Source organism: Nocardia sp. NPDC003726 (assembly GCF_053586955.1).
Genome location: NZ_JBSFNF010000010.1, coordinates 173,369 through 199,544, shown reverse-complemented (window position 1 = coordinate 199,544; position 26,176 = coordinate 173,369). Strand labels below are relative to the sequence as shown.

Sequence of the window (26,176 nt, the reverse complement as noted above, 5' to 3'; positions counted from 1 at the left end):
CGCATTCCGGTGAATCTCGCACGGAAGACGATGAACGCCCCCGCGCTCGCCGCGGTGTACGAGCGAGCGTGGCGGCCGGCCCTGTTCTACCTCGCCAGCGGGCGGACCACCGCGTCCGACCGGCGTGACGCGGTCGCGACCCTGCGGCTCGGCGGCGCGCAGAAGGTGCTCGACATCGCTTGCGGGCCGGGCAATTTCACCCGGTACCTGAGTGAGAAGCTGTCCGGCGACGGCTACGCGATCGGCCTGGACTACTCCGAGCCGATGCTGGCGCGCGCCGTCGCGGACAACGCCGGACCGCGCGTCGGATATCTGCGCGGCGACGCGCGCAGACTCCCGTTCGCGGACGGAACCTTCGACGCGGTCTGCTGTTTCGGCGCCCTCTACCTCATCCCGGACCCGCTCGTCGCCGCTCGCGAGATGATCCGCGTCCTCGCACCCGGTGGCCGCATCGCCATCACCACCAGCCACCGTGCCGCCAACCCGATCGGTGAGGTGAGCCGCGTGGTGGGCGGTTTGAGCGGACTGCGGGTGTTCGGCGGCCGGACCTTTCCCGCCTTGTTCGCCGAGGAGGGTTTGGTGGAGATCGACCAGCGGGTCCATCGCCTGCTGCAGTACGTCAGCGCGACGAAACCCGCACGCTAGGTCGCCGCGTTCGGGCGCGGCGCTCGAGCGCCGGTGATGGCTCGGATCAGGAATTCGAGCTTGTCCACGGTGCGGTCGAGCGGGCGGGTGCCGCGCTCAACCCGGCACATCGCCACCGCGCCCTCGACCGCGGCGATGATCAGGGTGGCGGTCTGCTCGGCGTCGGACGCGCTCGCGCCCTGGTCGCGCAACGACCGCGTGAACAGCCGGGTCCAGTTCTCGAACGCGGCCGCCGCGGCCCGCTGCGGCCCGCCGTCATCCCCCTGCGCCTCGATCGAGACCGCGAGCACCGGGCATCCGGCCTGAAAATTATTGTCTTCCAGCACCTTTCGCCACATGTCCGCGAACGTCCGCAATCCGGTGACCGGTCCGGCCGCCAGTCCTTGCGCCAGTTCGCGGGCGGTCAGGGTGTCGGCGAAGCGCACGGCTTCGGCCGCAAGTTGCGCTTTGCCGCCGGGAAAGTAGTGGTAGGTGGAGCCGAGCGGCGCTTGGGCGTGCTTGGCCAGTTCCCGCACGCTGGTCGCGTTCAAACCGTGGCGGCGGATCATGTCGGCCGCGCCCGCCACCATCCGATCCCGCGCCTGCGGCGTTTCGGCCACCCCTTCTCCTCCCTCGGCCATGACGACTGTCATAGCCTACCGCGCTACGGCCAGGCTGCCGTGCGCTGCGCACAGGTGACCTGCCGCGACGAGATCAGCCGATGTCCCGCACCACCTTTCGCTGCGGCGCACCGGTGTCGCAGCCGGTTCCGACGACCAGCACGGTGATGGCGGGCGGGCGCGGACCGTTGAGCAGGACGAGCACCGCGTCATCACCCTGGAACGCGATGTCGGCAGAACCGAGCACGGCGCGGTCGAGCCCGTTCGCGCGGACGCAGCGCCGTAACGCTTCCGGGTCGGACAGGAAGCCGGTGACGGTGTGGCGGCCCAGCGTGCCGAGCGCCAGGGTGGCGGTGAGTTCGTCGTCGCCGACGGCGAGACGCGCGGCGGGGACAGGGGCGTCACGGCCGTCCATCGTCGAGACGACCGAGCCCGCCGCGGCGACGGTGACGATCACCGCGGCTGCCGCGGCGAACCTGCGCGCCCCGGTGCGGCGGCGCTCGTCGACAGTGGACGCGGGAACCGCGCCGGAACGGGAACATCTGCCATCGCGGCGGAATCGGCCCGCACGGACACGCGACAGCTCATGAACCGTGGCGTTCTCGGGCGCCGTCAGGGTGCCGATGAATCGGGCGAGCCGAGCGGTGACGTCCTCCGGCATGGCGTGGATGGCGCGTTCGTCCCGATTCAGCGCACCCAGCTCGGCGCTGATCTCGTCCAGCCCGCGCAGATACCGCGACGCTTCTGGATCACACGAGACGATCGGCCACAACCGCTCGCGCTGCGCCGCGGTCACATTGCCCGCATGCAGATCGGCGAGTAGCGCCGGCGGGAATGGAGGCCGCGGCACCGTCCGGGTAGCCATCGCACCTCCGTTGTTCACGTCCAGGCAAAAGTTCGTCACTGTTACTGACGCATCCCGACTATCGCCGGTTCCATGGATCACACAGAAAATTCGATTGCTCTTTCGACCGCTGCCGCGTACCAGCCTTCGAGCACGCCGGGGATGCGGCCGCCTCCTCCTGGGGCGAACGACGTGTGGACGACGATCCGTCCCCGCGCCCGGCGAATGCCAGCTAGCCTCACTCGACAAGATCGAGTTCCAGCCAGAGGACCCAGCCATGAACAGTCCCCTACCCACGCCCGCGTCCGCTCCAGGAGAGGCGACCGGGGATCTGCTCGCGGGCAGGACCGCCGTCGTGACCGGCGCCAGCCGTGGCATCGGCTTGGCGATCGCGATCAGGTTCGCCGCGGAGGGCGCGAACGTCGCGATGATCGCACGCACCCAGGAGCCACACCCCAAACTGCCCGGCACCATTCACACCGCCGCCGCGGAGGCGGAGGCGGCGGGCGGCGCCGTGCTGCCGCTGGTGGCCGATGTGCGCGACGACAAGGCCATGGCGGAGGCGGTCGATCGCATCGCCGAGCGCTTCGGCGGCATCGACATCCTGGTCAACAACGCGGGATCGGTCGACCTCACCGGCGCCGAGCAGATCGGCATGCAGCGCTACGACCACATGCAAGCCGTCAATGTCCGCGCGCCGTTCCTGCTGTCCAAGCTGGCGCTGCCGCATCTGCGCGCCTCCGCCCTGGCCGGGCGGAATCCCCACATCCTCACCCTCTCCCCGCCCCTGAACATGAATCCCGAGCACGTGGGCAACGGGGTGGCCTACACCGTCTCCAAATACGGTGTCAGCGTGGCGACCATCGGTCTGGCACACGAGTTCCGGCGCTACGGCATCGCCGTGAACTCGCTGTGGCCGCGCACGAAGATCGACACCGCCGCGGTGCGCAACCTGCTCGGCGGCGCGGAGGCCGTCGCCGCGTCCCGCAACCCGTTCATCTGCGCGGATGCCGCTTTGCTGATCGTGACCAGCCCCGCGAACGCCTACACCGGCCAGCTGCTGCTGGACGAGGAAGTCCTCGCTTCCCATGGGCGCATCGACTTGGACCACTATCGGGTCGTGCCGGGCGCGGGCGAGCTGGCCAACGACCTTTTCATCGACGCCTGAAACCACTGCCTACTCAGCCGAAAAGCGGTCTCGGGCACAAGGTTTCCGGATGCCGTGACGGCCCGCGCTGTCACCGTGCCGACGAGGCGGCGCCGAGATCCACCATGCGGTGCAGGATCGCCGGGGCCAGGGCCAATTCGAATTCGGTTCCGCTGCTTTCGAAGACGAAGGCCAGCAAGTCGCCGCCCGGCACCGGGGCCAGCCGGACCGAGCACTGCTCCCCCACGACCACCCAGCCGCCGACGGTCAACTGATCGGACATCGCCCCTCCCACCCTTCGCCACTCCCGACAAGTGGACTATGCCAGTTGCGGAGCGGGGGTGTCAACGGCGGAAATCGGCCGCTGACCTGGCCGGATACTCGCGTGTCTCGATCGGGTGGCCGGGTGGGTGGACGCTTTCGCGGTACTCCAGCGCGACGCCGCGTCCGTCCAGAACCGTGCGCCGCACGACCAGCACCGCCGCCGGATCCGGCAGCGCGAGACGGCGCCGCTCGTCATCCGTGGCCAGCCGGGCGCCGACGCTCTCGCGCACCACCACGGCGGCGCGTCCGATGGCGTCTGCCAAATACCGCGCGACTCCACCCGAATCGGACGCGGGCCCAGACCCGAGCGCACCCTCGGCGAGCTCACCGGGATACCAACAGGTCATCAGGCGATTGTTCCGAGAGTCGTTCGCGCACACTGTTTCCAGCGTGAACACCGCGCTCGACGCGGGTAAGCCGAGCGATTCGGTGACATACCGCGACCCTTCCAGCATTTCGGCTCTCAGCACGGTCACCGATTCGCTTTCGGGCGCGGGTCCGTATCGGGGCGCGCTCTCCCGCATCAACGCCGAACGCTCGGCCACATAGGTGCCCGACCCACGCCGGGACGTGACGATTCCCCGCTGACGCAGCGCATTCAGCGCCTTGGCAGCGGTGGGTCTGGCCACCTGCCAGCGCGCGGCGAGTTCGCGCTCCGACGGCACCTCGGCGCCGGGAGCCAGTTCCCCGCGCTCGATCAGATCCCGCAAATGCTCGGCGATCTGTAGATATTTCGGGACTGCCCCGTCGATTCCGGCCACCGGTCGCCTTCCCCACACCACCCCTCGGACCGCTGGTCAGTGTAACAACGGCGGAGCCGGGCGCCGGGGCCTGCGCACAAGCGCGCACCGAGGCCGTCCGCCGCGCTGTACCGCCCGGTAAAGTGCGACGCCAGTACAGCGCGGTACGAACAGGACCGAGCGGAAGGGGGCTTCCAGGTGGCGGTACCCGATACCGGGCAGGGGGCGGCGCGAGAGCTGTACGCGGCGGCCATCGGCGCAGGTGGGGGCGAGAGGTTCGAACTGGACACCGCGGTCGCGGAGAATCTCGCCGCCGCGTGCGACCGGCTGGTCGACGATCTGGGCCGCGCGATGGCCGACGAACACCTCGTCACCGAGGTGAGCGGTTTTCCCGATCTGCCCACCGGACACGGCCTCACCCGCGGGTTCGCCGCGAAGGGACGGCAATACCTGGACACCCTGGCCGCGTTCCAGGAGACGGCGCTGCTGTTCAAGGCCGCGTATCTCGCCGCGGCCAACCGGCTGGCCGACGCCGAGGCGGCCAATCAGGCCGCGCTGCGGCTGGTCGCCGAATATCTGGAGCCCCGGTGAGCGCGCACCCGCGCGCCGGGACCGACTGAGGGGGACGACGGATGGCAGACCCCGCGGCACGCGCCGCCGCCGACGGCATCCGGCAGGAACTGGCCGGATTCACCGACGACGCGACCGATCCCGCCTACGCGCCGGATCGGGAACTGTTCGGCGCCTACACCCATCAGCAGATCTGGGATCTGGTGCACGAGGCGCTCGACCCGGCGGCGCTCGGCCGCATCGCCGCGGCATGGCAGGCCAACGCTACCGCGGTGGCCGACGCGTTCCAGGCCTTCTCCGATGCCACCAACCGCGAGTTCGCGCGCTGGTCGGGCCGGGCTGCCGACGCCGCCGTGGGCGCGACCAGGCAGTTCGTCCGCGCGGGCGGGGATGTGCACGACGTGTGCCGGGCGGTCGCCCGGCTGATGGAGTTGAATAGCGATGCCGCGCAGACGGTCCGGGGCGCGATCGCGCCGCCGCAGCGGTATCGGCCGCTGGCGGACCCGGCCGCCGAAGCGGTTTACGGTGGAAAACGTAGGATGGAACACGACAGTGCGGCGGCAGACATCGAGGCGGATGTCCGGGACACGATGACTTACGTCTACACCCCGACCATGCCCGCCACCGGCGACCGCGTTCCCCGATTCCCCCGGCCGCGCGAAGGTTCCGACAACGCACCCGGCGATCCGGATTCCGTCCGCGGAGGCGGCACGCGGTGAAATGGGTGCTCAGCCCGGACGAGTTCACGCATGTCTGGACGAACGAAACCGGCCTGGACCGCAGGCCCTACCCGGTCAACATGGTCCCGTCGGCCACGGCGCGGACCGAGTCCGAATACCACGCCCTCCGCCTGCCGCAGCGCTTCGCCCGCCAAGCCGACCCGGACCTGGCCGCCGCCCTGATGCTCTGCGCGCGCAACGACGCGACCACCATCACCGTCTCCGGCGAACGCACGGCGCTCGCGCGCGACGGCGACGGCGCCGAGTCCGAACGGATTCTCGCGTTCGCCGCCGTGGTGCACAATCACGCGAGCATTCTGGTCGCCACACCGCAGCGAGTGACCGTACAGATGTGCCACGCCCGTGCCGTGGGCGAACGACTGGTGCAGGTCATCGGCCCGGCGCGGCCGGGAAGACTCGCCCCGATGCGCGAGCCGCAGGACGCCGTGCTGAATGCGGATCGCACCGAGCCGTTCGTCACCAATGGCCATCGCGGCGCGGCGAAGTTCCGCCAAGTCCTGCGCAAGCCGGTGGACGGGCGTGGCTTCATCACCGTCACGGTGGAACCGGAGAACCCGATGTCCCCGCCCACCCGCCATCGCACCTGGCTCGACTTCACCGGCGACGGCCGCTACTTGCTCACCACCGCGCACGATCTCGCCCTCACCCCGGTGTCCGACGAGGAGTTCGCCACACAGCTGCTGCGGCTCGCGCAAGTGTGAGGCGGGCGCGACAACTACTGTTGAGCCATGCCCGAGCAGTGGACGGTGCCGCCGACCGAGGCTTTGCGAGCCGACGGCTTGCGCGTGGCCGAGCTGGACACCTCAGGGACGCCGGGGTTCACCGGCGGCAAGAAGGAAGGCGTCGCCCTGCTCGCCGAACGCGCCCAGGTGCTGTCGGATCTGCAGGAGAAGCTGTACGCCAACGGCCGAGCCGGCGGCGACCGGCGCAACGTGCTGCTGATCCTGCAGGGCATGGACACCGCGGGCAAGGGCGGCATCGTCCGGCACGTCATCGGCTCGGTCGACCCGCAGGGCGTCGACCACGCCGCGTTCGGCGTGCCGACGCCGGAGGAGAGCCGCCATCACTATCTGTGGCGCATCCGCAAGGCGCTGCCGCGCGCGGGCCAGCTCGGTGTGTTCGATCGCTCGCACTACGAGGACGTGCTCGTGGTGCGGGTGCACAATCTGGTCCCGCCGACGGTGTGGGAGCCGCGCTACGACGAGATCAACGCGTTCGAGCGGGAACTGGTCGACGAGGGCACCTCGCTGGTGAAGGTGGCCATGTTCGTCTCGCTCGACGAACAGAAGCGACGCCTGGCCGAGCGGCTGGAACGCCCGGACAAGTTCTGGAAGTTCGATCCGTCCGACATCGACGAGCGCGCGTTCTGGCCCGCTTATCAGGACGCCTACCAGGCGATGCTGGACCGCACGTCCACCGAGTACGCGCCATGGCACGTCGTGCCCTCCGATCGCAAGTGGTACTCCCGCCTCGCCGTCACCGAACTGCTGATCGCCACACTCGAGCGGCTGGAACTCGACTGGCCCCCGCCGACCTTCGACGTCGAACTCCAGAAGTGGCGCCTGGCGCAGGCCTAGCGTCCGGCGGCACGAGCGCGGTCATGGCAAGTGCCGGACGAAACGCGAGCCCGGTCGATGCGGCGTCCAGCCGGTGTCGCCGATCCGGCCGGTGCGCACGAATTCACCCCAGTACCGGCGGGTTCCGGCACCCAGCTCATCGATCTGCGCAGGGGTGAGCGGCGCGAGCATCGGGGCGGCGCGCCAGGTGTCGCCGTCGGCGAACAGCAGCGGCAGATCGATGCAGTGGCAGGCGCCGTAGGGGTTCTCCGGGTGCAGCTGTCCCATTCGATAGCAGTACACGCGCGCCCCGGCGCCGGCCAGTTCATCGGCGAATCGGAACATGCCGTCCTCGAACGCCTTTCGCCCGATCAGCCGCTGTGCCGCCGAGTCCAGCCGGGCTCCGAGCACCGGTAGTCGCCGGAGCCTGCCGAAGACCGGATGCGGGCCACCGTAGAAGGCGCGCGCCTCTTCTTGCGTGCAACCGAGGAGGACCGGCAGATCGGCGGCGGCGGCGCGCACCGCTGCTCGCCAGGTGTGCTCGCCGGGCAGCGGTCCCGCGTCGGCCACGGGCAAGAAGGGCGGCGCCGAATTCAGCGCGCCGGGCCCGGCGCAGCGGCGAACGGTGCGTCCTTGCGCGGCGAGCAGTTCGCGCAGGGACGCGGTGCGGGGATCGGCGTCGAGTTCGGCGAGGAACATCGCTCCCACCCTCTCGGCCCTCCGATGGCTGTGGAATCCGATGCCGAAGGGCGCGCTCTGCACGACAGCCCCGGCGAACAGCGACCGTGCCGTCGCGATCCCCAGCAGCGCGACGACCGACTGCCCGCCCGCGGACTGTCCCGCCACGGTGACGCGCCGCGGATCGCCGCCGAATTCGGCGATGTGCGCGCGCACCCACCGCAGCGCCGCGATCTGGTCGAGCAAGCCGAGATTCCCCGCCGACACGCCAGGGGCACGGAGATAACCCAGCACGCCGAGCCGGTAGCTCACCGACACGACGACAACGCCGGTCTCGCCCACGAACCGGACCGCGTCGTACAGGTTCCACTGCCCGCTGCCGGCCAGGTAGGCGCCACCGTGCAACCACACCAGCACCGGACGTCCGCCCGGCTCGGCGGCCACGGGTGCGGTGACGGTGACCGCAAGGCAGTCCTCCGACTGCTCGAGCGGGTCCGCCCGCCCCATCACACTCTCGAGCCGTCCCGGCAGCTGCGGCGCGATCGCGTAGGGGCGCGTCGCGTCGTACACCCCCTCGGGCGGCGCGACCGGCTCGGGCGCACCGAATCGCTCGGCCCGCGCGTAGGGGATGCCACGGAACACCGCGACCTCGCCGCGAGCCTCACCCCGCCAGCGCCCGGAAGGCGCGATCACCTCGTCCATACCACTCTCGCCTTCTATCGCAAGTCGACTTGCGATAGCACACGCTAAGGGCCGCCGCCACATAACGCAAGAAAACTTGCGATAATCGCCCGGTGAGTAAGCCCCCCGCGCAGATCCGCGGCGCGCGTCTGCGCGAAGCCGTGCTGGACGCGACCCTGGCCAGGATCGAGTCGGCGGGCATCGGCGCCGTGCGGGTCGCCGACGTCGCCGCCGACGCGGGCGTGCACGAGACATCGATCTACCGCCGCTGGAAGACGCTGCCCCGCTTGCTGCTGGACGCCTTGCTGTCGCGGGTGGCCGAAGAGATCCCGCTGCCGGACACCGGGTCGTTGCGCGGCGATCTGGAGCGGTTCACGACCGATCTCATCCGCTTCGCGCGCACGCCGTCCGGCCGGGCCCTGATCCGCGGCAGCGTGCTCGTCGAATCCGATCCCGACGTCGAGGCGATCCGGCGCGAATTCTGGGTCCGGCGGCTGGCGTCGTCCGAAGAGATCGTCCGGCGCGCCGTCGCACGCGGCGACGTGGCGGCGACCGTGGATCCCCGGCTGACCATGCTGGCCCTCGGCGGGCTGGTCCACCTGTACGTCACCCAGTTCGACGGCGAGCTGCCGCCGGACCTGGCACGCGACGCCGTCGCGCTCGTGCTTATGGGCATCCTGCCGCGCTGAACGGGGCCGGATCGGGTTCGCGGCAGCAGGACCGGATATTTCGGAATCTCTCAGGTAGGCCGACGATGATGACGGCTGTGGGCCGATCACCCGGGGAGATGGTCGGCGGATCTACGATCGTGGCGGCAGGAAAACCGTCCGGCGAGCGAAAGGCGTGGTGAGCGCACGGTGAGCAAGAACCAGGGTGGGAAGTCGAACCCGCTGCTGGCGGCGGAACGCGCCGACCGCAACCGCAAGATCTTGATCCAGGTGGCCGTCGCCGCCGTGCTCGTCGCGCTGATCGCGGCGATCGGCATCGGCATCGCGGTGAAGAAGAACCGCAAGGACGATCCAGGACCCACCCCGTCCATCGCCGCGACCGCGGGCGCCGTGCCCGCCTCGATCACCGACAACGGCGCCGTCCGCGTCGGCAAGCCGGACGCGAAGGTCACCGTGCGGGTCGTCGCCGATCTGCAGTGCCCCGCCTGCAAGGCGTTCGAGGCGGCGAACGGGCAGGTGCTCGAGGACGCGGTCGCCAGCGGCACCGCGGTCGTCGAATACAACGTGATCGCCTTCCTGGACAAGGCGTCCACCACGCGCTACTCCTCGCGCGCGGCCAACGCCTCCTACTGCGTCGCCGAAGCCGACCCGTCGAAGTACCAGGCCTGGCTGAAGACGATGTACGCCCAGCAGCCCGCGGAGGGCGGCGCCGGCCTGCCCGACGATCAGCTGGTCCAGATCGCCAAGAGCGCCGGCTACACCGACGACGCGGTCGCCCAGTGCATCACCGACCACAAGTACGACAAGTACGTCCAGGCCCGCACCAAGGAAGTGCTGGACAGCGGCATCCAGTCCACCCCGTCGGTGTTCGTGAACGGCAAGAAGGTCGAGTCCAGCCAGCAGATCTTCGGCGCAGGCGGCCTCGCACCCGTGATCAGCGCCGCCGCGGGCCAGTGATCGCCGCGGGGCCCCGGGCCGCGTGGGTCCTGTTGATCGGCGGGCTGGCCGGCTGGCTGGCCGCGGTGGCGTTGACCGTGGAACGGTTCAAGCTGTTCACCGATCCCGGTTACACGCCGTCGTGCAGCATCAACCCGATCCTGTCCTGCGGGTCGGTGATGGTGACCGATCAGGCCTCGATCTTCGGGTTCCCGAACCCGCTGATGGGCATCGTGGGGTTCTCGGTCGTCGTCACACTGGGCGTGCTGTCGGTGGCCGGCGTCGGCTTCCCGCGCTGGGTCTGGGGCGGGATGTGGCTGGGCACCCTGCTCGGCGTCGGGTTCATCTGCTGGCTGATCTTCCAGAGCCTGTACCGGATCAACGCGCTGTGCCCGTACTGCATGGTGGTGTGGGCGATCATCACGCCGCTGCTCGCGGTGAGCACCGACCAGCTGTGGGGGCGCTCGCGCGGTCCGCTCGGCGTGCTCGCCGAGTGGCGCTGGACGATCGTCGCGCTGTTCTTCGCGGTCGTGCTGGTGCTGGTGTTCCTGCGCTTCCAGGACTACTGGCTGTCGCTGGTCTGAGACCGATCAGTTCGGCGGTCCCTGGACCAGCGCCACCGGCACGGTGCGCGCGCCGCCGGCGCCGGTGATGCCCAATCGGACGGTCTCGTTGGGCTTGCGCCTGTTCAGCGCGGTGCGCAGCGACTGGGCGCTGGTGACGGTGTGGTCGTCGAGCGAGGTGATCACGTCTCCTGCGGCCAGACCGGCGGCAAAGGCGGGCATGCCGTAGATCGCCATGTCCACGCGGGCACCGGTCCCGGCGGGCAGCGCGTTGGAGACGAGCACGCCGAGCGTGGCCGTCGGGCCGATGTGCACGGTGTCGGTGGGGGTTCCCGAGCGAATCTGCTGGACCACTCGCATCGCGGCGTCGATCGGCACCGCGTAGCCGTTCGCCGGATGGTCGGCGGTGCGCGCCCCGTCGCCCGACGCCGCGGCGATCACGCCGACGACCGACGCCTTGTGGTCGACCAGGGCTCCGCCGGACTGTCCCGGCGTGACCGCCGCCGCCACCTCCAGCATCCCGTTGAGCGCCTTGCGCGACAGATCGGCGGCGTTGATCGCCACGATGGCGCTGTCCAGGTCGGTGAGCGGGCCGTGCACCGCGGTGGGCGGCCCGCCGGCGCCGCCCGCGTTGCCGATGGCGAGCACCTCCTCACGCAGCCGCAACGCGCCGGAACTGCCGATGGTCGCGGTCGGCAGCCCGTCGGCCGCCGACAGGTCGAGCAGGGCGATGTCGGCCTCGGCGTCGTAGCCGAGCACCACCGCGTCGTAGGCCTTGCCGTTGCCCACATCGGTCGCGGTCACGGTGTCGGCGCCCTTGACCACGTGATGGCTGGTGAGCACCTCGCCGTCGGCGGTGAGGACGATGCCCGACCCCGCCGCACCCGGCCCGGATCGTTCGGCCGAGGCGTTGATGTTGACCAGCGCGGGCCGCACCGCCGCGGTGACCACTCCCGCGTCGAGCGGCTCGGGCGGAGCGAACACGACCGAGGCCGCCGTCCCGGCCGGGCCGGTCCGATCGCGGGCGGGGAGATCGCCGCGATACCCGAGGAACGCGGCGATCATGATCATGAGCGTGACGACCAGCACGAACACCCGGCCACCGCCCGGCGCGCGCCGCGCCCCGATCCACTGCTGCCGTTCTTCGTCCATGGCTCTCCCGCCTCGGCCGAACCTCCCGAACCCATTGTCGCCGCTGCGCGCGCCGAAGATCATCGAACCGGGCAGCCCGCCGGAAAAACGGCCCGTGAGCGTGTCCTTTTCGTGTCACAGTTGGCAACCGCACCCATGCGGCGGTAGGCATGTCCTCATGAGCACTGCCGCCGCCTACGCCCTGTCCACTCCCGATGGCTCGTTCGAGAAGGTCACGATCCAACGCAGGGACCTGGGCCCGCGCGACGTGCTGATCGACATCAAGTTCGCGGGTATCTGCCATTCCGACATCCACACCGCGCGCGACGAGTGGGGCCGCACCCGCTACCCCTGCGTGCCCGGTCACGAGATCGCGGGCGTGGTCGCCGCGGTCGGATCCGCGGTGACCAAGCATCGGGTCGGCGATCGCGTCGGCGTCGGTTGCATGGTCGATTCCTGCGGCGTCTGCGCGCCGTGCCTGGCCGACGAGGAGCAGTACTGCACCGCGGGCGCGACCATGACCTACAACACGCCGGTCGACCCGGCGGTCGAGCCCGGCGGGCACACGCTCGGCGGTTACTCGACGCAGATCGTGGTGACCGAGAACTTCGTGGTCGCCATCCCCGACGGCATCGGTCTGGACGTCGCGGCGCCGCTGCTGTGCGCGGGCGTCACGCTGTACTCCCCGCTGCGGCACTGGGGCGCGGGGCCGGGCAAGAAGGTCGCCATCATCGGCATGGGCGGGCTCGGCCACGTCGGGGTGAAGCTCGCGGCCGCGATGGGCGCCGAGGTCACCGTGCTGAGCCACTCGCTGAGCAAGCAGGACGACGGCAAGCTCTTCGGCGCGACCGGCTACTACGCCACCAGCGACAAGCAGACCTTCCGCGAGCTGCGCGGCCGGTTCGACCTGATCCTCAACACGGTCTCGGCGAACCTGCCGATCGACGACTACCTGCGCCTGCTGAACCTGGACGGCACCCTGGTGATCCTCGGCCTGCCCGAGCACCCGATGAGCGTCAAGCCGTTCAACCTCGCCGCGTACCGCCGCTCGCTGGCCGGCTCGATGATCGGCGGGATCGCGCAGACCCAGGAGATGCTGAACTTCTGCGCCGAGCACGGCATCGGCGCGGAGATCGAGCTGATCGCCGCCGACGAGATCGACGGCGCCTACGACCGGGTCGTGGCCAGCGACGTGCGCTACCGGTTCGTCATCGACGTCTCCACCATGTGAGCCCGCTCTCCGCACCGGCGCGGCCGCGCGGTGTCTGGCCGCGAACCGCTCGCGGCGTGGGTACCTTGGCCTTGTGCCCGCGGAGGACGAAGACGAGACGCCACAACCGGCCATCGCCGCACCCGGCATGCCGCCGTGGCTGCCACGCGCGTTCCTGCTCGCCGCCGCGACGGTCACCGGGTTGCTGGCCGCCTTCTGGGTGCTCGAGCGACTGCGGAGCCTGCTGACGATTCTGCTGGTCTCCCTGTTCCTGGCTTTCGCGATCGAACCGGCGGTGAATTCGCTGGCGCGGCGCGGCATGCGGCGCGGCCCCGCGACCGGTTTGGTATTCCTCGGCCTGACCGCCCTCGTCGTCGCCTTCTTCTGGACGCTCGGTGCGCTGCTGGTGGAGCAGGTCACCACGTTGGTGCAGCACGCGCCCGAATACGCCGACCGGGGCGTGGACTGGATCAACCACACTTTCCACAAGGATCTGTCCAGTACGGACATCCAGAAGTACGCCACCGACTGGAGTTCGACCCTGGAGGGCTATCTCACCGGGTTGGCGGGCAACGTCTGGGGCATCGGCACGGCCGCTCTCGGGGCGCTGTTCCAGGGTCTCGGCATCCTGCTGTTCACCTACTACTTCGCCGCCGACGGGCCCCGGATCCGCACCGCCGTCTGCTCGCTCCTGCCGCCACGGCGGCAGCGGCACGTCCTGCGCGCCTGGGACATCGCGGTGGACAAGACCGGCGGCTACATCTATTCCCGCGGACTGCTCGCGCTCGCCTCGACGCTCGCGCACTACGTCATGCTGCGACTGCTGGACGTGCCGTCGGCGTTCGCCCTCGCGCTGTGGGTCGGCGTGGTCTCCCAGTTCATCCCCACGGTCGGCACCTATCTCGCCGGTGCGCTCCCGGTGATCGTGGGTCTGGTGCACGGGCCGAGCACCGCGCTGTGGATCCTCGGCTTCATCGTGCTCTACCAGCAGTTCGAGAACTATGTGCTGCAACCGCGCATCACCGCCACCACTCTGGACATGCACCCGGCCGTCGCGTTCGGGGCGGTGCTGGCGGGCGCCGCGCTACTCGGCGCGACGGGCGCGCTGCTCGCCATCCCGGTGACCGCGACGGTGCAGGCGTTCTCCGGCGCGTACATCCGCCGCTACGACGTCCCGGCCGACGTGGAGGCCGACATCGATCGCCGGACGGGCTCGCCAAAGCGCCGCAAGAAGTTCGCCAGGCAGTTGACGCTTCGTTTCGCGGGTCGTCACGACCGCTCGGACTGACTCGCGACCGGGTGAGACGACGCATGCCGTGGCGTTCGAATGATCCGGCCGAACCCGGCCGGGCGCTCCCTGCGTGATCCGCTGAAGTCACGAGCTGTCGGTGGTGCGTCGGCGCGTAGCTAGGCGGCGCGGACGGTAGCCAAGGTCCGGATCAGCGCCTGGCGTACTTCGCCCAGCTGCGCCGGGCTGTGGCGCGCGGTGTCGTATTCCACTTGGATGGTCATCCGGTCGCCGATGGTGAACACGGTGAGTTTCGGCGGCATGCCCGCCACCATCGCGAAGACGTCGTTGCGGACGATCCGCAACCGCGGCGGAACCGAAAGGGCCTGCAGGCGGCCGATGTTCGAGATGGCGAAGGTATTCGGCGCCGAGAGCAGTGCGGCGGTCGCCGGGTCGCCGACCTGCTGGGCGGCGAGCATCATCAGCAGTGCCTCCTTGCGCTCGACCGAGGCGCGCATGCCCGACGCCACCGCGTGTGCCAGCGCGATCGGGTCGGCGTCCGCGTCGACGAGCGCGAATGTGCCCACCCCCGACACGCAGTTGAGCACGGTGCTCGCGGGCAGCGGCGGCACGAGATCCGCCCGGACGTCGACCGCGTGGCCGCAGACCATCGGCAGCGCTCCCGCCGACGGCTGCAGCCGGGCTCGGAAGGCGGCGAATGCCGCTCCCGCGACGAGGCTGTTCACCGAGACGCCGTGGACTCGGGCGGCGGCGATCACCGCGGCGGTCTCGATGTCGTCCAATTCGATGCGCTCCAGCGTCAACCGGTTCGGCCGGTGCGCGCCCTCACCGAGATGGGGCAGCTGTCGCGGCGTGAGATCGGCGGTCATCATTTCCGCGCCCGCGCGCATCAGGTCGAGCAGCCCGGCGACCTCCTCGGCGGAGACGATGCGCGCCAGCCTGGTGTCCATCGCCTCGGGCAAGCTCTGATCCGGATTCGCGTGTGGTGCGGGCGCACCCGTCACCTGGGCGGTGTACCGCTCCCACAGTTGCGCGAGCAACGCGAAAGCGGATCTGCCGTCGGCGATGCCGTGGTGGATGGCCAGCACGATCCGATCGTGCTCGCCGTCGCGCAGGAGATGCGCGTGGAACAGCCCTCCGGTCCAGTCCTGCGGCGTGTTCAGCAAATTCAGGTACTCCGGCTCGCCGCCCTCGGTGATCGTCAAGCGGGGCCGGTAGGAGTCGTCGCGCCGGAAGCATCGCACTCCCCCGGCGTCCACCTGTTCGCTGCGCAGGAGCGGATGCGCGGCCGCCAAGTCGGCGATCACGCGGCGTAGCGCGGACACGTCGAGGTCGCCTCGCACGGTCGAACCGATGAACAGCGGCATGCCGCCCACCGGGATGCTGCCGATTCTGGTGTCGGAGCCGAAGTAGCTGCTTTCGAAGGGGGACAGGGGGCGCTGATCGGTCATCATCTCGTTCCTTCTCGCGGGGATGAGCCCAACATACGCATGTTTCAAACACTTGTCACATACAAATGTTTGAAACGATCGTCATAAACGTTCGTATGGCCCCTTGCTAAGGTGCTGGGGTGGGAACCCGCGAAGACCTTCTCGCCGCGGCCAAGCGGTGCTTGGCCGAGCGCGGCTACGCGCGCACGACCGTGCGCGAGATAGTCGCCGCCTCCGGCAGCAACCTGGCCGCGATCAACTACCACTTCGGCACCAGGGACAAGCTGCTCAACCAGGCGATGATCGAATCCAGCGCGGAAGCGGTACAGCGGATCGCCGCGGCGTTGCCGCAGGACGACCCCGTGACACCGGCGGCGCGCCTGGAAGTCTTCTGGCGCGAGCTCATCGCTTCGTTCGTCGAGGACCGTCCGCTCTGGTCGGCGAATATCGAAGGTATGGCGCAGGCGCTGCACTCCCCCGAGGTGCGCGCCGAGCTGGCGATCGCGGAGGAAAACGCTCGCGAGCAGCTCTGGCAGCTGTTCGGCCCGACCCGAGGCGCGGCGACCGACCGCGCCGTCGGCGCTGTGCTGCACGCGTTGATCGGTGGTCTCATGGCCCAGTGGCTGGTCGATCCGGAACACGCGCCGTCACCCGACGAGGTGATCGCCGGATTGCGCGCTCTCGCAACCGAACTCGGCGACTGAACCGCCGGTCGTCCCGGCGTATCCCACGCCTCGGGTAGCCATGGGTCGCCCGCCGATGTAGAACTTCTCGGAAAAGGATCGCACCACTCGGTGCCGAGGCTGGATGGGAACAATGCTGAAGCGGCCGCCGGACCTGGCCTTCGACCTCGGCAAGATGCACCGCAGGCGCAACGACGTGGCGGCCGCGCGCGAGGCGTTCCAGATCGCCATCGCCTCCGGCCATCCGAACTGGGCGCCGTTGGCCGCCGCCGAGCTCGGCGGGCTGCTCAGCGCGACGGGTGACAAACCGGCCGCGGAAGGCGCCTACCACGTCGCGGTCGACTCGGGCCATGAGGACGCGGCGCCGCGCGCGGCCTACAACCTCGGCCTGCTGCTGGCCGAGCGCGGCGACACCGCGGCGGCCGAAGCGATGTACGAGCGCGCCGCCGAATCCGGTCATCCCGACGCGGCGCCGCGGGCCTGGATCAATCTCGGTTATTCGCGCGCCAAGCGTGGGGACGCGGACTCGGCGCGCCTGGCTTACCAGCACGCGATCGACGCGGGCCCCGGCGACATCGCGCGGCTCGCCCTGTCCAACCTGGCCTACCTGTTGCGCACCGCCGACGACCTGGACGGCGTCAAAGCCGCCTACCGCACCGTCATCGACGGCTGGCCGGCGGAGCAGTCGCTCATCGTCGCGGGCGACCTGGTCCAGCACCTGAGCGAGGCGGGCGATCTGGCGGGGGCCAGGGAGGTCAGCCGGTCCTTGGCCGAAGCGGACGATCCCGCCGTGGCCGCGCGGGCCAGTTTCGACATCGGGGTGTTCAGCGAGCAGCTCGGCGAGCCGGACGTGGCGCTGGCGGCCTTCCAGCGCGCCCTCGATTCGACGGATGCCGAAGCCCGCGTCCGGACGGCGGCGGCGCTCGCGCCGATCTACCACGAACGCGCGGCGACCGTGCTGCGCGAGACGGACTGGGCCGGGCTGGCGCACGCCCACGGATCGGCGAGCGACGCTCCCGCCATGCTCGCCGACCTGATCAGCGCCGTCGTCGAGGAGCAGGCGCGCGGGATCGTCTTCCTGTACTCCGCCGTGCTGCACCAGGGTTCGATCTACTCCGTCACCGCGCCCGCCGCCGAGGTCGTGCTCGGCGCCCTGCTGCACGAGCGCACCGACGTGACCTACGCCCGCGCCTGGCTGCGCGAGCCGCAACCGCTGCGCCTGGATCTGCTCAACTGGCTGCACGAGGTGATCGCCACCGCGGCATGGCAATCCGCCGCCGAGGACGACGCCGAGCTCACCCCGGCCGACCGCGCCGCCGCCGCGGCCTGCTTGGCGCTGCTGCCGCGCGTGCGTGCCGCCACCGCGGCCGCGCTGGCCATGGCCGAGGCCGCCGCGGTGGCCGACGCCGCCACCGAGGTGCTCGCGACGCTCAGCACGCTGCCCGCCGTCAGCGGCTGATCGCGCGCAGCACGGCCGCGACCGACCGCTCGGCGAGTTCGTCGGTGAGCGGCAGGTGCCCGAACAACGCCCGGTAGTAGATCGGCGCGGCGACCGCGTCCAGCACGAAATCCAGATCGATGTCCGGGTCCACTTCGCCGCGCGCGATGGCCGAGCGCAACGCCGTCGCGGTGGTTTGCCGCCGCGGTTCGAAGACGGTGGCCAGGAAATGGGCGCGCAACCGCTCGTCACCGGACAGGTCGGCGACCAGCGCGGGCAGCACCCGGTGCAGCGACGTATCGCGCAGGGCCGCAACCAGATCTCGCATGGCGCCGGTCAGGTCGGCGCGCAGGTCGCCGGTGTCGGGGGTCGGTCGCACGCCGAGCAGTCCGGCGACCACGTCCACCACCAGGTGCCGCTTCGACGGCCATCTGCGGTAGATCGCCGGTCGGTGCAGGCCCGCCCTCGCCGCGACCCGGCCGATGGACAAGTCCGCGTATCCCACCTCGTCGAGCAGTTCACGCGCGGCGGCGAGCACCGCGGTGTCGATGCGGTCGTCACGGGTTCGCCCCGCCATCAGAACACCGGGCGCGGCATCAGGACAACACGCCAGCCGTCCGGATCGGGAAAGGTCAAGCCTCCGTTGGCGGCCCAGAACGGATTCTCCGCCTCCACCGGTTCGACGCCGAACTCACCGAGCCGCTGTGCGACGTCGTACATGTGCGACTCGCCCGCGAAGTAGAGCACCAGCAGGTTCTCCCGGCTCGGCGCGTCGCCAGGGCTGCCGTGCACATGCGTGGTGAATTCCAGGTGGTACCCGGCTCCTGGCAATCCGACCATCACCCCGTCGTAGCCCGCGTGGTCGTGGAAGCGGTAGAGCTCGCGCAGGCCGAGCCCTTCGACATAGAACCGCACCACCTCGTCGAGCCGGTCGGTCGGGCGGGCGATACGGACCTGAGCGACGCGCAGAGAGTCGGGCCAGCTGTCATCGGTGTCCATAGTTCAACGATACAGTACGGACTGTACTGAAATCGGCACCGAAGAAATGCCGAGGGCCGTCCCCGTTCGATCGAACGAAGACGGCCCTCGGCACCTTCTGATCAGCTCACTCGGCGGACTCCACGCGCCTGCGGACGCGACGCGCCGCCGCGACCATGTTGCGCAGCGACGGCTCCAGCTGCCAGTAGTGCCGGGTCTTCAGGCCGCCGTCCGGATTCGCCCACAACCGCTGCGGCGTCACCGCTTCGGCTGCCGCGGTGAGCAATTCGTCCAGCTCGTCGATATCCGGGATCCGCGCGGACCGGCTCTCGTACACGCCGGGGCCGACGCCGTGGCTGAGTCCGTGACCGGTGGCGCAGTCCTCCTTCAGCGCCCGCAGCACCCAGTCGATCGAGCGCGTCGCGACGATGGCGGTGACATCGGCGTCCAGTTCTTCGATCGCCTCGACCACCTCGGCGCGGCCGGAATACCCGATGTGCGTGTGGATCTGGGTCTCCGCCTGCACCCCGGACGTAGCCAGGCGGAACGCGCCGATCGCCCAGCGCAAGTACTCGGCGCGGCCCTCAGGGCGCAGCGGCAGCATCTCCCGGATCGCGGGCTCGTCGACCTGGATGATCGCGATGCCAGCCTTCTCCAGGTCGACCACCTCGTCGCGGATGGCCAGCGCCACCTGGTCGGCGGTCTCGTGCAGGGGCTGGTCCTGCCGGACGAAGGAGCGGGCGATCATGGTGACCGGCCCGGTGACCATGCCTTTGACCGGCTTGTCGGTGAGCGACTGCGCGTAGGTGATCCAGTCCACCGACATCGGCGCGGGCCGCGACACGTCGCCGTAGATGATCGGCGGCCGCACGCAGCGGGAGCCGTACACCTGCACCCAGCCGAAGTGGGTGGTCGCGAAACCGTCGAGCAGCTCGGCGAAGTACTGGATCATGTCGTTGCGTTCGTGCTCGCCGTGCACCAGCACGTCCAGGCCGATGTCCTCCTGCAACCGGATCGTGGCCTCGATCTCGGCCTCGATCCGCTTGCGGTACTCCTCGTAGGACAACCGGCCCTGACCGAGTTCATAGCGCGCCTGGCGGATGCGGGCGGTCTGCGGGAAGGAGCCGAGCGTGGTGGCGGGCACCGGCGGCAGGTTCAGCTTGCGCTGCTGGGCTTCCCGGCGCACCTCGTAGGGCTCCCGCGAGCGCATGTCCGAGGTGATGGCGTAGACCCGCTGCCGCACGGCGTGCTTCTGCTTGAAGTGCACCTCCGTGGGCCGCTTGCGCCACTTGTCCGAGGGGCCTTCGGTGAGCGCCTTCGCGAGCGAGACCACTTCGCCCACCTTCTGTTTCGCGAACGCGAGGCGGTCGGCGACGTGCCCGTCGAGGTCGTATTCGACCAGCAGGTCGTAGGGCACGTGCAGCAGCGTGGTGCCGGTCGAGACCACCAGATCGGGGCACACCTGCGCCAGCTCGTTGAGGTATTCCAGCGTGACGTAGCGGTCGGCGCGCCAGACGTTGCGTCCGCTGATCACGCCCGCGTACAGGCGCTTGCGGCGGATGCCGGGCACCCGCGCCAGATCCTCCGGGCGCATCCGGTGGCTGGCGAGGTCGAGGCCGATCGCCTCGATGTTCGTGCTCGCGAGGATGGTCAGCGCCTCGCCGAAGTCGCCGTACTGTCCGGTGACCAGGATGCGCGGGCGCAGCGGGGCCTTGCCGAGCCGCTGATAGGCCGACTCGAACGCGGCCAGTTCCGCGGGCGTGCGCTCGCTGGTGAACGCGGGCTCGTCCAGCTGCACGCAGGTGGCGCCGCGCTTGGCGAGGATCTCGAACAGTTCCTCGTAGACCGGCAGCAGCTTGTCCAGCAGGCTCAGCGTGTCGAATCCGCCGGACTCACCGGGGATGTGCCCGGCCTTGGACAGCAGCAGCAGCGACACCGGGCCGATGACCACCGGCCGCAGCTCGATGCCCACCGCCTTCGCGCGGTCGAATTCGTCGAGCAGCGCCTCCGGGTGCAGCGAGAACTCGGTGTCGGCGTCGACTTCCGGCTGGCGGTAGTGATAGTTCGTGCCGAAGAACCGGACCAGCTCCAGCGGCGGCAGGTCCGGCCGGCCGCGGGCCATCAGGAAGTAGAAGTCCAGTGGATGCAGGCCTTCGCGATACGGCTCGAACCGCTTGGGCACCGCGCCGAACAGCAGCGCGTTGTCGAGCACGTGGTCGTAGAAGGAGAAGGTGTTGCCGGGCACCTGGGTCAATCCGGTGGCGGCCAGCTCGTTGAACTGGGTCTCCTGGATCTCCCGGCCGACCGCGAGCAGCTCCTCGCGCTCGAGCGAACCGTGCCAGTAGGCCTCCAGCGCCCGCTTGAGCTCCCGGTGCGGCCCGATCCTGGGATAGCCGAGGATGCTCGACCCGTAGCCGTCGGTCACGTTCACCATGAGCGGGATACCTTCTTTCGATCACCTGCGCGGCCCTTGCCGGGATCGACGGATCGATCCGGCGCTGCGCTCCGGATACCCAGCCGAACCGTCGCCATTGCCCGGCTGTTGCAGCTTATGCCGATTGCCGTCACCGGCTCGGCGACACCGATCTGGTCGGCTCCGCGTCGAGGTCGGACAGCGCCACCGGCTGGGAGCCATCGCCGCGGCGCACCCGCTGGCAGATAGTTGTGCTCGCATTCTCAGCCCCGTCGGGTGCGAGTCTTACGAGCACCGTTCGCGGCCCGTCTCGCGTCCGAGTGTCCGTCGCGCATGCGCCGCAGGCGCGAGCGGCGGACGCTCGGACGCGAGACTCCCAGGGGCCGCGAACATGCAGCGCCGCAGGCGCTGCAAATCAAGCACGGTACTGGTAGAAGCCCGCGCCGGTCTTCTTGCCGAGCAGTCCCGCCTCCACCATGCGCATCAGCAGCGGAGGGGCCGAGTACAGCGGCTCTTTGAATTCGCCGTACATGGAGTCGGCGATGGACTTCACGGTGTCCAGGCCGACAAGGTCGGTCAGCGCCAGCGGGCCCATCGGGTGGGCGCAGCCGAGCACCATCGCCTTGTCGACGTCTTCCTTGGTGGCGAAACCGGACTCCACCATGCGGATCGCCGACAGCAGGTACGGCACCAGCAGCGCGTTGACGACGAAACCGGAGCGGTCGGCCGAGCGAACGACCTGCTTGCCGAGCACGTCGCCGGCGAAGGCCTCGGCCCGCGCGGAGACCGACTCGCTGGTCTTGAGCGTGGTGACCAGCTCGACCAGCGGCAGCACCGGGACGGGATTGAAGAAGTGCATGCCGACCACGCGCTCGGGGTTCGCCGTGGCGACCGCGATCTTCATGATCGGGATGGATGAGGTGTTGGAGGCCAGCACGGCCGAGGGGTCGGTGACGACCTTGTCGAGTTCGGCGAAGATACTCGTCTTCACCTTCTCGTCCTCGAGCACCGCCTCGACCACCAGCTGGCGGTCGGCGAAGTCGCCGAGGTCGGAGGTGAACCGCAGCCGCCACGCGGCCTGTTCGCGCTCGCGCTCGGTGATCTTGCCGCTGCTCACACCGCGATCGAGGGACCGCAGGATGCGTGCGCGGCCCGCCGCGGCCAGTTCCCGGGTCTGCTCGTACACCAGTACGTCGACGTGCGCCCTGGCACACACCTCCGCGATTCCGGCGCCCATCTGGCCGGCGCCGATGATGCCGACGCGTTGGATCTTTTCGCTGCTCACGTCCCGCTCCTGCTGGGTTGTCTGGCTCTGGGGTGGCTGGTCTGCGAAGGTTTCGCTCCGGTGTGAGCGCGTCCTTCGATGGTCCAAGGTATAGGGATGCCCTCCCCGCCGGGGCTGTTCAGCGGGGAGGGCAGTACACCCCTACCGGAGTAGAGGAATGTCGGTTTTCACGTCGGGAACCTCACTTCCCTCGGCTAGTACCGGTTGTGGGCATCGGTTCGTGAGTTCGGCTGCTTACGCAACCACCCACGCGCGAGGCCATCGAGCGCCGTTCGCGGCCCGTCTCGCGTCCGAGTGTCCGGTGCGCATGCGCCGCAGGCGCGAGCAGCGGACGCTCGGACGCGAGACTCACAGGGGCCGCGAACACGCCGCGCGGAGTCGCGGCTTAATGAAACTGACCCTCTTCGGTCGAGCCCTTCAGCGCGGCCGTCGAGGTGTTCGGGTCGACGGTGGTGGCGATGGTGTCGAAGTAGCCCGCGCCGACCTCACGCTGGTGCTTGATGGCGGTGAAGCCACGCTCGGCGGCGGCCTTGAACTCGCGCTCCTGCAGGTCGACGAAGGCGGTCATGCCCTCGCGGGCGTAGCCGTAGGCCAGGTCGAACATGCCGTAGTTGAGCGAGTGGAAGCCGGCCAGGGTGATGAACTGGAACTTGAAGCCCATCGCGCCGAGCTCACGCTGGAACTTCGCGATGGTCGCGTCGTCCAGGTGGGCCTTCCAGTTGAAGGACGGCGAGCAGTTGTAGGCCAGCAGCTGGTCCGGGAACTCGCCACGGACGGCCTCGGCGAACTTGCGCGCGACCTCGAGGTCCGGCACGCCGGTCTCCATCCAGATCAGGTCGGCGTAGGGGGCGTAGGCCTTGGCACGCGCGATGCAGGGCTCGATGCCGTTCTTCACACCGAAGAAGCCCTCGGGGGTGCGGGTGCCGTCCAGGAACTCACGGTCGCGCTCGTCCACGTCCGAGGTGATCAGGGTGGCGGCCTCGGCGTCGGTGCGGGCGATGATCACCGACGGCACGTCGGCGACGTCGGCGGCCAGACGCGCGGAGGTCAGGGTGCGGATGTGCTGCTGGGTCGGGATCAGCACCTTGCCGCCCAGGTGGCCGCACTTCTTCTCGGAGGCCAGCTGGTCCTCCCAGTGCACACCGGCGGCGCCGGAGGCGATCATGGCCTTCTGCAGCTCGTAGGCGTTCAGCGCGCCACCGAAGCCGGCCTCGGCGTCGGCGACGATGGGGGCCAGCCAGTTCGACACGGAGGTGTCGTTCTCGATCTTGGCGATCTCGTCGGCGCGCAGCAGCGCGTTGTTGATGCGGCGGACCACGGCCGGAACCGAGTTGGCCGGGTACAGCGACTGGTCGGGGTAGGTGTGGCCGGAGAGGTTCGCGTCACCGGCGACCTGCCAACCCGACAGGTAGATGGCCTTCAGACCGGCGCGGACCTGCTGGACGGCCTGGTTGCCGGTGAGGGCGCCGAGGGAGTTGATGTAGTCCTCGTTGTTGACGAGATCCCAAAGGATCTCCGAGCCGCGGCGGGCGAGGGTGTGCTCCTCGACGACGGTGCCCTGGAGCTTCGACACCTGCTCCGCGGTGTAGTTACGGGTGACGCCCTTCCAGCGGGGGTTGGTGTCCCAATCCTTCTGGATTTCCGCGGCGGTCCTCGGGGTGCCGGTGGTCGACATCTGTGACTCCACTTCTTCGTTCGGTGCCGCCGCCCGGTTCGAGCTACGAAACAGCTCGTACTGCTGGAGCGGCGATTTGCAGGCTTGCTAGGCCCTTGGGGTGTACTTCCACACGATGGCACACGAAGAAATAGCCGTCTACCTGTTGTTAGTGTGAATCTAAGCTAGGTTTTCCACCCTCTTTGCTAACCCTGCAAAATTTGCCCTTGAATTGCAGCAGTGCAATCTACCGGCCGGTAGCTCTGACATGGGGTTTTAGCGTAACGCTCGTACTGTTAGCGATCGGCGAGCGGCCCCCTTTACCCCGGCGCTGCCATTCCCAACTGTGAGGACCTTCACAGAACTCCTGTGGTCCATGCCACGCGTCGATCACCGGCTCCGATCACCCGGCCTCCTCGGTTTCCGAACCCCGGAGCGTGCCTGCTCCGCCCGCCCTGCGCGCTCCGCAGCCGCCCGCCACGCCCACTGCCCGGCACCGCCATCCACGCTCCGCAGCAGCCCGCCATGCCCGCCGCCCGGCACCGCCATCCGCGCTCCGCAGCTGCCCGCCATGCCCGCCGCCCGGCACCGCCATCCGCGCTCCGCAGCTGCCCGCTACGCCCACCACTCAGCACCCCGCCCTGCGCGCTCCGCAACTATCCGTCATACCCGCTGCTCGGCAGCCGCCCTGCGCGCTCCGCAGCTGCCCGTCATGCCCGCCGCTCAGCACCCGCCATGCGCACCCCGCAGCTGCCCGCCATGCCCGCCGCTCAGCACCCGCCATGCGCCCGAAGGCCGTCAGTCGGATTCCTCGGACCATCCCCATAGCCGGGGTCGGCGCGCGGAGTCCGGCGTGATGCGCCCGGCCGCGATCAATGCCGCGAAGGCGGCGCGCTTGCGGGGGCAGTCGTGGTCGCGATGCAACTGCATCGCGCGATGAGCGTCAGCGAGCGTGAAGGCTTGCCGCGGTCGGCTACACGTCCACGCCTCCGGCCAGGTCACCGGCCGCAAGGAACAACGGGCACGGGCGGGATTACGCGGGCGGTCGGGACGGCGCGGTCGGGCGATCGGCCAGACGCATGCGACACCGACCGCGGCGAACGCGCCACCTCCGACCACGGCGAGAATGCTGTGCACTATTTGCCACATGCCCACGGCCGCTCGCCTTCCGCGACACAGCCGTTGTCCGCGCCCGCCGGAGGCAGCGCCAACTGCGCGAGCCCGTCGAGCACCTGTTGAAAGGTCACCACGTCCGGCGTCCCCCCGAGCGCCGGTCCACGCTCGCTGTCGTCGAGCGGGAAAGCGATACCGCGACGATGAGCACGTTCGCGCGGACTGAACTGCTGCGGAACGATCCGGCCGCTCTGCACCAGCGTGCGGTAGGCGACCCACTTCCAGGCGCACTGCTCGATCCGGCAGGCACGGTGACGCTGCATCTGCCGGTGCGCCAACCCGAGATCAGCGGACGCGCAGACACGCGGCGGAGCCAGGATCACCTGTCGATTCATCACGCCGCCCCCGCTCCGGCCCTCGGCGCAGCCTTCGCCGACCGCGCCCAGGTGCACTGCGGGCAAACGGTTTCCAGATCGAACCCCGCATCACAGACCAACGCGGGCCGGTTGTCCACCTGCTCGAGATCGAAGACAACGAGCACTTCGATCTCGAGCCCGCCCGCGATCGCGAGCACGTACCCGATCGGATCATCGACATCGGCCGGTGGACGAACCGTGTAGACGTATTGATAGCCGAGCGTGCGAGCATGCCGCTGCACCGCGTCGGCATGCCGCGGTGCGTCCGCACCGGACACGTCACCGCGAACGAGCCCGATCGCTTTCGACTCTTCCCCACTCGCGGCCGAGCGGAGACCCGACCCGACATCCATGACTTGCCTGTTCATCCATAACCCCCGGCATTTTCGTAGCGATACGTCCGACCTGCGTCACCGGCGCGATTCCCGCGAGCGCCCCAGCCGCCTGGCGCACACCGAGTACAGCACCATTCCGCCCGAAAATGG

At 69.7% G+C, this 26,176-nt stretch carries 28 protein-coding genes; 13 read left to right on the top strand and 15 right to left on the bottom strand.

Features of this window, described 5'->3' with window-relative positions:
- The first annotated feature begins 9 nt into the window (after window positions 1–9).
- On the top strand, window positions 10–645 hold the full coding sequence (locus ACWDMM_RS16355) for a class I SAM-dependent methyltransferase (RefSeq protein ID WP_449938118.1): 636 nt from the start codon (window positions 10–12) through the stop codon (window positions 643–645).
- On the opposite strand, the gene ACWDMM_RS16350 is transcribed toward ACWDMM_RS16355, so the two are convergent.
- Window positions 642–1,265 (bottom strand): TetR/AcrR family transcriptional regulator, encoded by a 624-nt coding sequence (locus tag ACWDMM_RS16350; RefSeq protein ID WP_449938115.1) that lies wholly within the window; start codon window positions 1,263–1,265, stop codon window positions 642–644. The genes ACWDMM_RS16355 and ACWDMM_RS16350 overlap by 4 nt on opposite strands.
- A gap of 73 nt (window positions 1,266–1,338) precedes the next feature.
- The gene (locus tag ACWDMM_RS16345) at window positions 1,339–2,109 is read right to left on the bottom strand and encodes a hypothetical protein (protein WP_195083172.1); all 771 of its coding nucleotides are present in this window, start codon (window positions 2,107–2,109) and stop codon (window positions 1,339–1,341) included.
- A gap of 256 nt (window positions 2,110–2,365) precedes the next feature.
- On the opposite strand from ACWDMM_RS16345, the gene ACWDMM_RS16340 reads away from it, so the two are divergent.
- The gene (locus ACWDMM_RS16340; RefSeq protein WP_195083173.1) at window positions 2,366–3,256 is read left to right on the top strand and encodes an SDR family oxidoreductase; all 891 of its coding nucleotides are present in this window, start codon (window positions 2,366–2,368) and stop codon (window positions 3,254–3,256) included.
- Window positions 3,257–3,326: 70 nt separating this feature from the next.
- Here the strand turns inward: ACWDMM_RS16340 and ACWDMM_RS16335 are convergent, their stop codons facing one another.
- Both ACWDMM_RS16335 and ACWDMM_RS16330 read right to left on the bottom strand, forming a co-directional pair.
- A complete protein-coding gene (locus tag ACWDMM_RS16335; protein ID WP_357112611.1) occupies window positions 3,327–3,518 on the bottom strand; it encodes a hypothetical protein in 192 nt (63 codons plus the stop codon).
- Between the two features lie 61 nt (window positions 3,519–3,579).
- A complete protein-coding gene (locus tag ACWDMM_RS16330) occupies window positions 3,580–4,320 on the bottom strand; it encodes a GntR family transcriptional regulator (RefSeq protein ID WP_357112614.1) in 741 nt (246 codons plus the stop codon).
- Window positions 4,321–4,497: 177 nt separating this feature from the next.
- Here ACWDMM_RS16330 and ACWDMM_RS16325 point away from each other — a divergent pair, with 177 nt between their 5' ends.
- The 4 genes from ACWDMM_RS16325 to ACWDMM_RS16310 are packed head-to-tail and all read left to right on the top strand — an operon-like array spanning window position 4,498 to window position 7,186.
- The gene (locus tag ACWDMM_RS16325) at window positions 4,498–4,890 is read left to right on the top strand and encodes a hypothetical protein (protein WP_195083176.1); all 393 of its coding nucleotides are present in this window, start codon (window positions 4,498–4,500) and stop codon (window positions 4,888–4,890) included.
- A gap of 41 nt (window positions 4,891–4,931) precedes the next feature.
- Window positions 4,932–5,588, top strand: a complete 657-nt coding sequence (locus ACWDMM_RS16320) for a hypothetical protein (protein ID WP_323124658.1) — start codon at window positions 4,932–4,934, stop codon at window positions 5,586–5,588.
- Complete coding sequence (locus ACWDMM_RS16315; protein WP_195083177.1) at window positions 5,585–6,310, top strand: ESX secretion-associated protein EspG; 726 nt, start codon at window positions 5,585–5,587, stop codon at window positions 6,308–6,310. Before ACWDMM_RS16320 ends, ACWDMM_RS16315 begins: the two co-directional genes overlap by 4 nt.
- Before the next feature lie 27 nt (window positions 6,311–6,337).
- Window positions 6,338–7,186, top strand: a complete 849-nt coding sequence (locus tag ACWDMM_RS16310; RefSeq protein ID WP_449938108.1) for a polyphosphate kinase 2 family protein — start codon at window positions 6,338–6,340, stop codon at window positions 7,184–7,186.
- 21 nt (window positions 7,187–7,207) lie between these two features.
- Here ACWDMM_RS16310 and ACWDMM_RS16305 read toward each other — a convergent pair whose 3' ends face one another.
- Complete coding sequence (locus ACWDMM_RS16305) at window positions 7,208–8,545, bottom strand: carboxylesterase family protein (protein ID WP_357112621.1); 1,338 nt, start codon at window positions 8,543–8,545, stop codon at window positions 7,208–7,210.
- A 92-nt stretch (window positions 8,546–8,637) separates the two neighbouring features.
- Between ACWDMM_RS16305 and ACWDMM_RS16300 the strand changes: the two genes are divergently transcribed.
- The 3 genes from ACWDMM_RS16300 (at window position 8,638) to ACWDMM_RS16290 (ending at window position 10,712) form a co-directional block, all read left to right on the top strand.
- Window positions 8,638–9,213 (top strand): TetR-like C-terminal domain-containing protein, encoded by a 576-nt coding sequence (locus tag ACWDMM_RS16300; RefSeq protein WP_449938103.1) that lies wholly within the window; start codon window positions 8,638–8,640, stop codon window positions 9,211–9,213.
- A gap of 168 nt (window positions 9,214–9,381) precedes the next feature.
- The gene (locus ACWDMM_RS16295) at window positions 9,382–10,149 is read left to right on the top strand and encodes a DsbA family protein (protein ID WP_195080655.1); all 768 of its coding nucleotides are present in this window, start codon (window positions 9,382–9,384) and stop codon (window positions 10,147–10,149) included.
- The gene (locus ACWDMM_RS16290; RefSeq protein WP_195080656.1) at window positions 10,146–10,712 is read left to right on the top strand and encodes a vitamin K epoxide reductase family protein; all 567 of its coding nucleotides are present in this window, start codon (window positions 10,146–10,148) and stop codon (window positions 10,710–10,712) included. The genes ACWDMM_RS16295 and ACWDMM_RS16290 overlap by 4 nt, the downstream gene beginning before the upstream one ends.
- Before the next feature lie 6 nt (window positions 10,713–10,718).
- On the opposite strand, the gene ACWDMM_RS16285 is transcribed toward ACWDMM_RS16290, so the two are convergent.
- Complete coding sequence (locus ACWDMM_RS16285; protein ID WP_195080657.1) at window positions 10,719–11,843, bottom strand: S1C family serine protease; 1,125 nt, start codon at window positions 11,841–11,843, stop codon at window positions 10,719–10,721.
- 157 nt (window positions 11,844–12,000) lie between these two features.
- Here ACWDMM_RS16285 and ACWDMM_RS16280 point away from each other — a divergent pair, with 157 nt between their 5' ends.
- Window positions 12,001–13,053, top strand: coding sequence for an NAD(P)-dependent alcohol dehydrogenase (locus ACWDMM_RS16280; RefSeq protein ID WP_195080658.1), 1,053 nt, complete (start codon window positions 12,001–12,003; stop codon window positions 13,051–13,053).
- A gap of 73 nt (window positions 13,054–13,126) precedes the next feature.
- Window positions 13,127–14,320 carry an AI-2E family transporter gene (locus tag ACWDMM_RS16275; protein WP_323124548.1) on the top strand — a complete coding sequence of 398 codons (1,194 nt, stop codon included), beginning with the start codon at window positions 13,127–13,129 and terminating at the stop codon, window positions 14,318–14,320.
- 119 nt (window positions 14,321–14,439) lie between these two features.
- Here ACWDMM_RS16275 and ACWDMM_RS16270 read toward each other — a convergent pair whose 3' ends face one another.
- Window positions 14,440–15,732 (bottom strand): phthiocerol/phthiodiolone dimycocerosyl transferase family protein, encoded by a 1,293-nt coding sequence (locus tag ACWDMM_RS16270; protein ID WP_195080659.1) that lies wholly within the window; start codon window positions 15,730–15,732, stop codon window positions 14,440–14,442.
- Between the two features lie 119 nt (window positions 15,733–15,851).
- Between ACWDMM_RS16270 and ACWDMM_RS16265 the strand changes: the two genes are divergently transcribed.
- Together ACWDMM_RS16265 and ACWDMM_RS16260 are read left to right on the top strand one after the other, a co-directional pair.
- The gene (locus ACWDMM_RS16265) at window positions 15,852–16,415 is read left to right on the top strand and encodes a TetR/AcrR family transcriptional regulator (RefSeq protein WP_195080660.1); all 564 of its coding nucleotides are present in this window, start codon (window positions 15,852–15,854) and stop codon (window positions 16,413–16,415) included.
- A gap of 112 nt (window positions 16,416–16,527) precedes the next feature.
- Window positions 16,528–17,853 (top strand): tetratricopeptide repeat protein, encoded by a 1,326-nt coding sequence (locus ACWDMM_RS16260; RefSeq protein WP_449938096.1) that lies wholly within the window; start codon window positions 16,528–16,530, stop codon window positions 17,851–17,853.
- Here the strand turns inward: ACWDMM_RS16260 and ACWDMM_RS16255 are convergent.
- From ACWDMM_RS16255 to ACWDMM_RS16220, 8 genes are all read right to left on the bottom strand, one after another.
- Window positions 17,843–18,409 carry a TetR/AcrR family transcriptional regulator gene (locus tag ACWDMM_RS16255; RefSeq protein ID WP_195080662.1) on the bottom strand — a complete coding sequence of 189 codons (567 nt, stop codon included), beginning with the start codon at window positions 18,407–18,409 and terminating at the stop codon, window positions 17,843–17,845. The genes ACWDMM_RS16260 and ACWDMM_RS16255 overlap by 11 nt on opposite strands.
- Window positions 18,409–18,831: a VOC family protein gene (locus ACWDMM_RS16250; protein ID WP_195080663.1), complete on the bottom strand. Its 423-nt coding sequence runs from the start codon at window positions 18,829–18,831 to the stop codon at window positions 18,409–18,411. The genes ACWDMM_RS16255 and ACWDMM_RS16250 overlap by 1 nt, the downstream gene beginning before the upstream one ends.
- Window positions 18,832–18,937: 106 nt before the next feature.
- A complete protein-coding gene (gene metE, locus ACWDMM_RS16245; protein ID WP_195080664.1) occupies window positions 18,938–21,244 on the bottom strand; it encodes a 5-methyltetrahydropteroyltriglutamate--homocysteine S-methyltransferase in 2,307 nt (768 codons plus the stop codon).
- Between the two features lie 394 nt (window positions 21,245–21,638).
- Window positions 21,639–22,508 carry a 3-hydroxybutyryl-CoA dehydrogenase gene (locus ACWDMM_RS16240; RefSeq protein ID WP_063017438.1) on the bottom strand — a complete coding sequence of 290 codons (870 nt, stop codon included), beginning with the start codon at window positions 22,506–22,508 and terminating at the stop codon, window positions 21,639–21,641.
- A 385-nt stretch (window positions 22,509–22,893) separates the two neighbouring features.
- Window positions 22,894–24,183, bottom strand: a complete 1,290-nt coding sequence (gene aceA, locus ACWDMM_RS16235) for an isocitrate lyase (RefSeq protein WP_067797205.1) — start codon at window positions 24,181–24,183, stop codon at window positions 22,894–22,896.
- Window positions 24,184–24,960: 777 nt separating this feature from the next.
- Window positions 24,961–25,092, bottom strand: coding sequence for a hypothetical protein (locus tag ACWDMM_RS16230; protein WP_323124547.1), 132 nt, complete (start codon window positions 25,090–25,092; stop codon window positions 24,961–24,963).
- Window positions 25,093–25,298: 206 nt separating this feature from the next.
- A complete protein-coding gene (locus ACWDMM_RS16225) occupies window positions 25,299–25,670 on the bottom strand; it encodes a hypothetical protein (RefSeq protein ID WP_357109390.1) in 372 nt (123 codons plus the stop codon).
- Window positions 25,670–26,059, bottom strand: a complete 390-nt coding sequence (locus ACWDMM_RS16220; RefSeq protein ID WP_357109387.1) for a hypothetical protein — start codon at window positions 26,057–26,059, stop codon at window positions 25,670–25,672. The genes ACWDMM_RS16225 and ACWDMM_RS16220 overlap by 1 nt, the downstream gene beginning before the upstream one ends.
- Between the last annotated feature and the right edge of the window lie 117 nt (window positions 26,060–26,176).

Excerpts from the sequence above, each read along its gene's own strand:
- ACWDMM_RS16350 (WP_449938115.1), bottom strand. The coding sequence starts at position 1,265 with ATGGCCGAGGGAGGAGAAGGGGTGGCCGAAACGCCGCAGGCGCGGGAT.
- ACWDMM_RS16345 (WP_195083172.1), bottom strand. The coding sequence starts at position 2,109 with ATGGCTACCCGGACGGTGCCGCGGCCTCCATTCCCGCCGGCGCTACTC.
- ACWDMM_RS16340 (WP_195083173.1), top strand. The coding sequence starts at position 2,366 with ATGAACAGTCCCCTACCCACGCCCGCGTCCGCTCCAGGAGAGGCGACC.
- ACWDMM_RS16335 (WP_357112611.1), bottom strand. The coding sequence starts at position 3,518 with ATGTCCGATCAGTTGACCGTCGGCGGCTGGGTGGTCGTGGGGGAGCAG.
- ACWDMM_RS16320 (WP_323124658.1), top strand. The coding sequence starts at position 4,932 with ATGGCAGACCCCGCGGCACGCGCCGCCGCCGACGGCATCCGGCAGGAA.
- ACWDMM_RS16310 (WP_449938108.1), top strand. The coding sequence starts at position 6,338 with ATGCCCGAGCAGTGGACGGTGCCGCCGACCGAGGCTTTGCGAGCCGAC.
- ACWDMM_RS16305 (WP_357112621.1), bottom strand. The coding sequence starts at position 8,545 with ATGGACGAGGTGATCGCGCCTTCCGGGCGCTGGCGGGGTGAGGCTCGC.
- ACWDMM_RS16285 (WP_195080657.1), bottom strand. The coding sequence starts at position 11,843 with ATGGACGAAGAACGGCAGCAGTGGATCGGGGCGCGGCGCGCGCCGGGC.
- ACWDMM_RS16280 (WP_195080658.1), top strand. The coding sequence starts at position 12,001 with ATGAGCACTGCCGCCGCCTACGCCCTGTCCACTCCCGATGGCTCGTTC.
- ACWDMM_RS16270 (WP_195080659.1), bottom strand. The coding sequence starts at position 15,732 with ATGACCGATCAGCGCCCCCTGTCCCCCTTCGAAAGCAGCTACTTCGGC.
- ACWDMM_RS16260 (WP_449938096.1), top strand. The coding sequence starts at position 16,528 with ATGCTGAAGCGGCCGCCGGACCTGGCCTTCGACCTCGGCAAGATGCAC.
- ACWDMM_RS16255 (WP_195080662.1), bottom strand. The coding sequence starts at position 18,409 with ATGGCGGGGCGAACCCGTGACGACCGCATCGACACCGCGGTGCTCGCC.
- ACWDMM_RS16250 (WP_195080663.1), bottom strand. The coding sequence starts at position 18,831 with ATGGACACCGATGACAGCTGGCCCGACTCTCTGCGCGTCGCTCAGGTC.
- metE (WP_195080664.1), bottom strand. The coding sequence starts at position 21,244 with ATGGTGAACGTGACCGACGGCTACGGGTCGAGCATCCTCGGCTATCCC.
- aceA (WP_067797205.1), bottom strand. The coding sequence starts at position 24,183 with ATGTCGACCACCGGCACCCCGAGGACCGCCGCGGAAATCCAGAAGGAT.
- ACWDMM_RS16230 (WP_323124547.1), bottom strand. The coding sequence starts at position 25,092 with ATGCAGTTGCATCGCGACCACGACTGCCCCCGCAAGCGCGCCGCCTTC.
- ACWDMM_RS16225 (WP_357109390.1), bottom strand. The coding sequence starts at position 25,670 with ATGAATCGACAGGTGATCCTGGCTCCGCCGCGTGTCTGCGCGTCCGCT.
- ACWDMM_RS16220 (WP_357109387.1), bottom strand. The coding sequence starts at position 26,059 with ATGAACAGGCAAGTCATGGATGTCGGGTCGGGTCTCCGCTCGGCCGCG.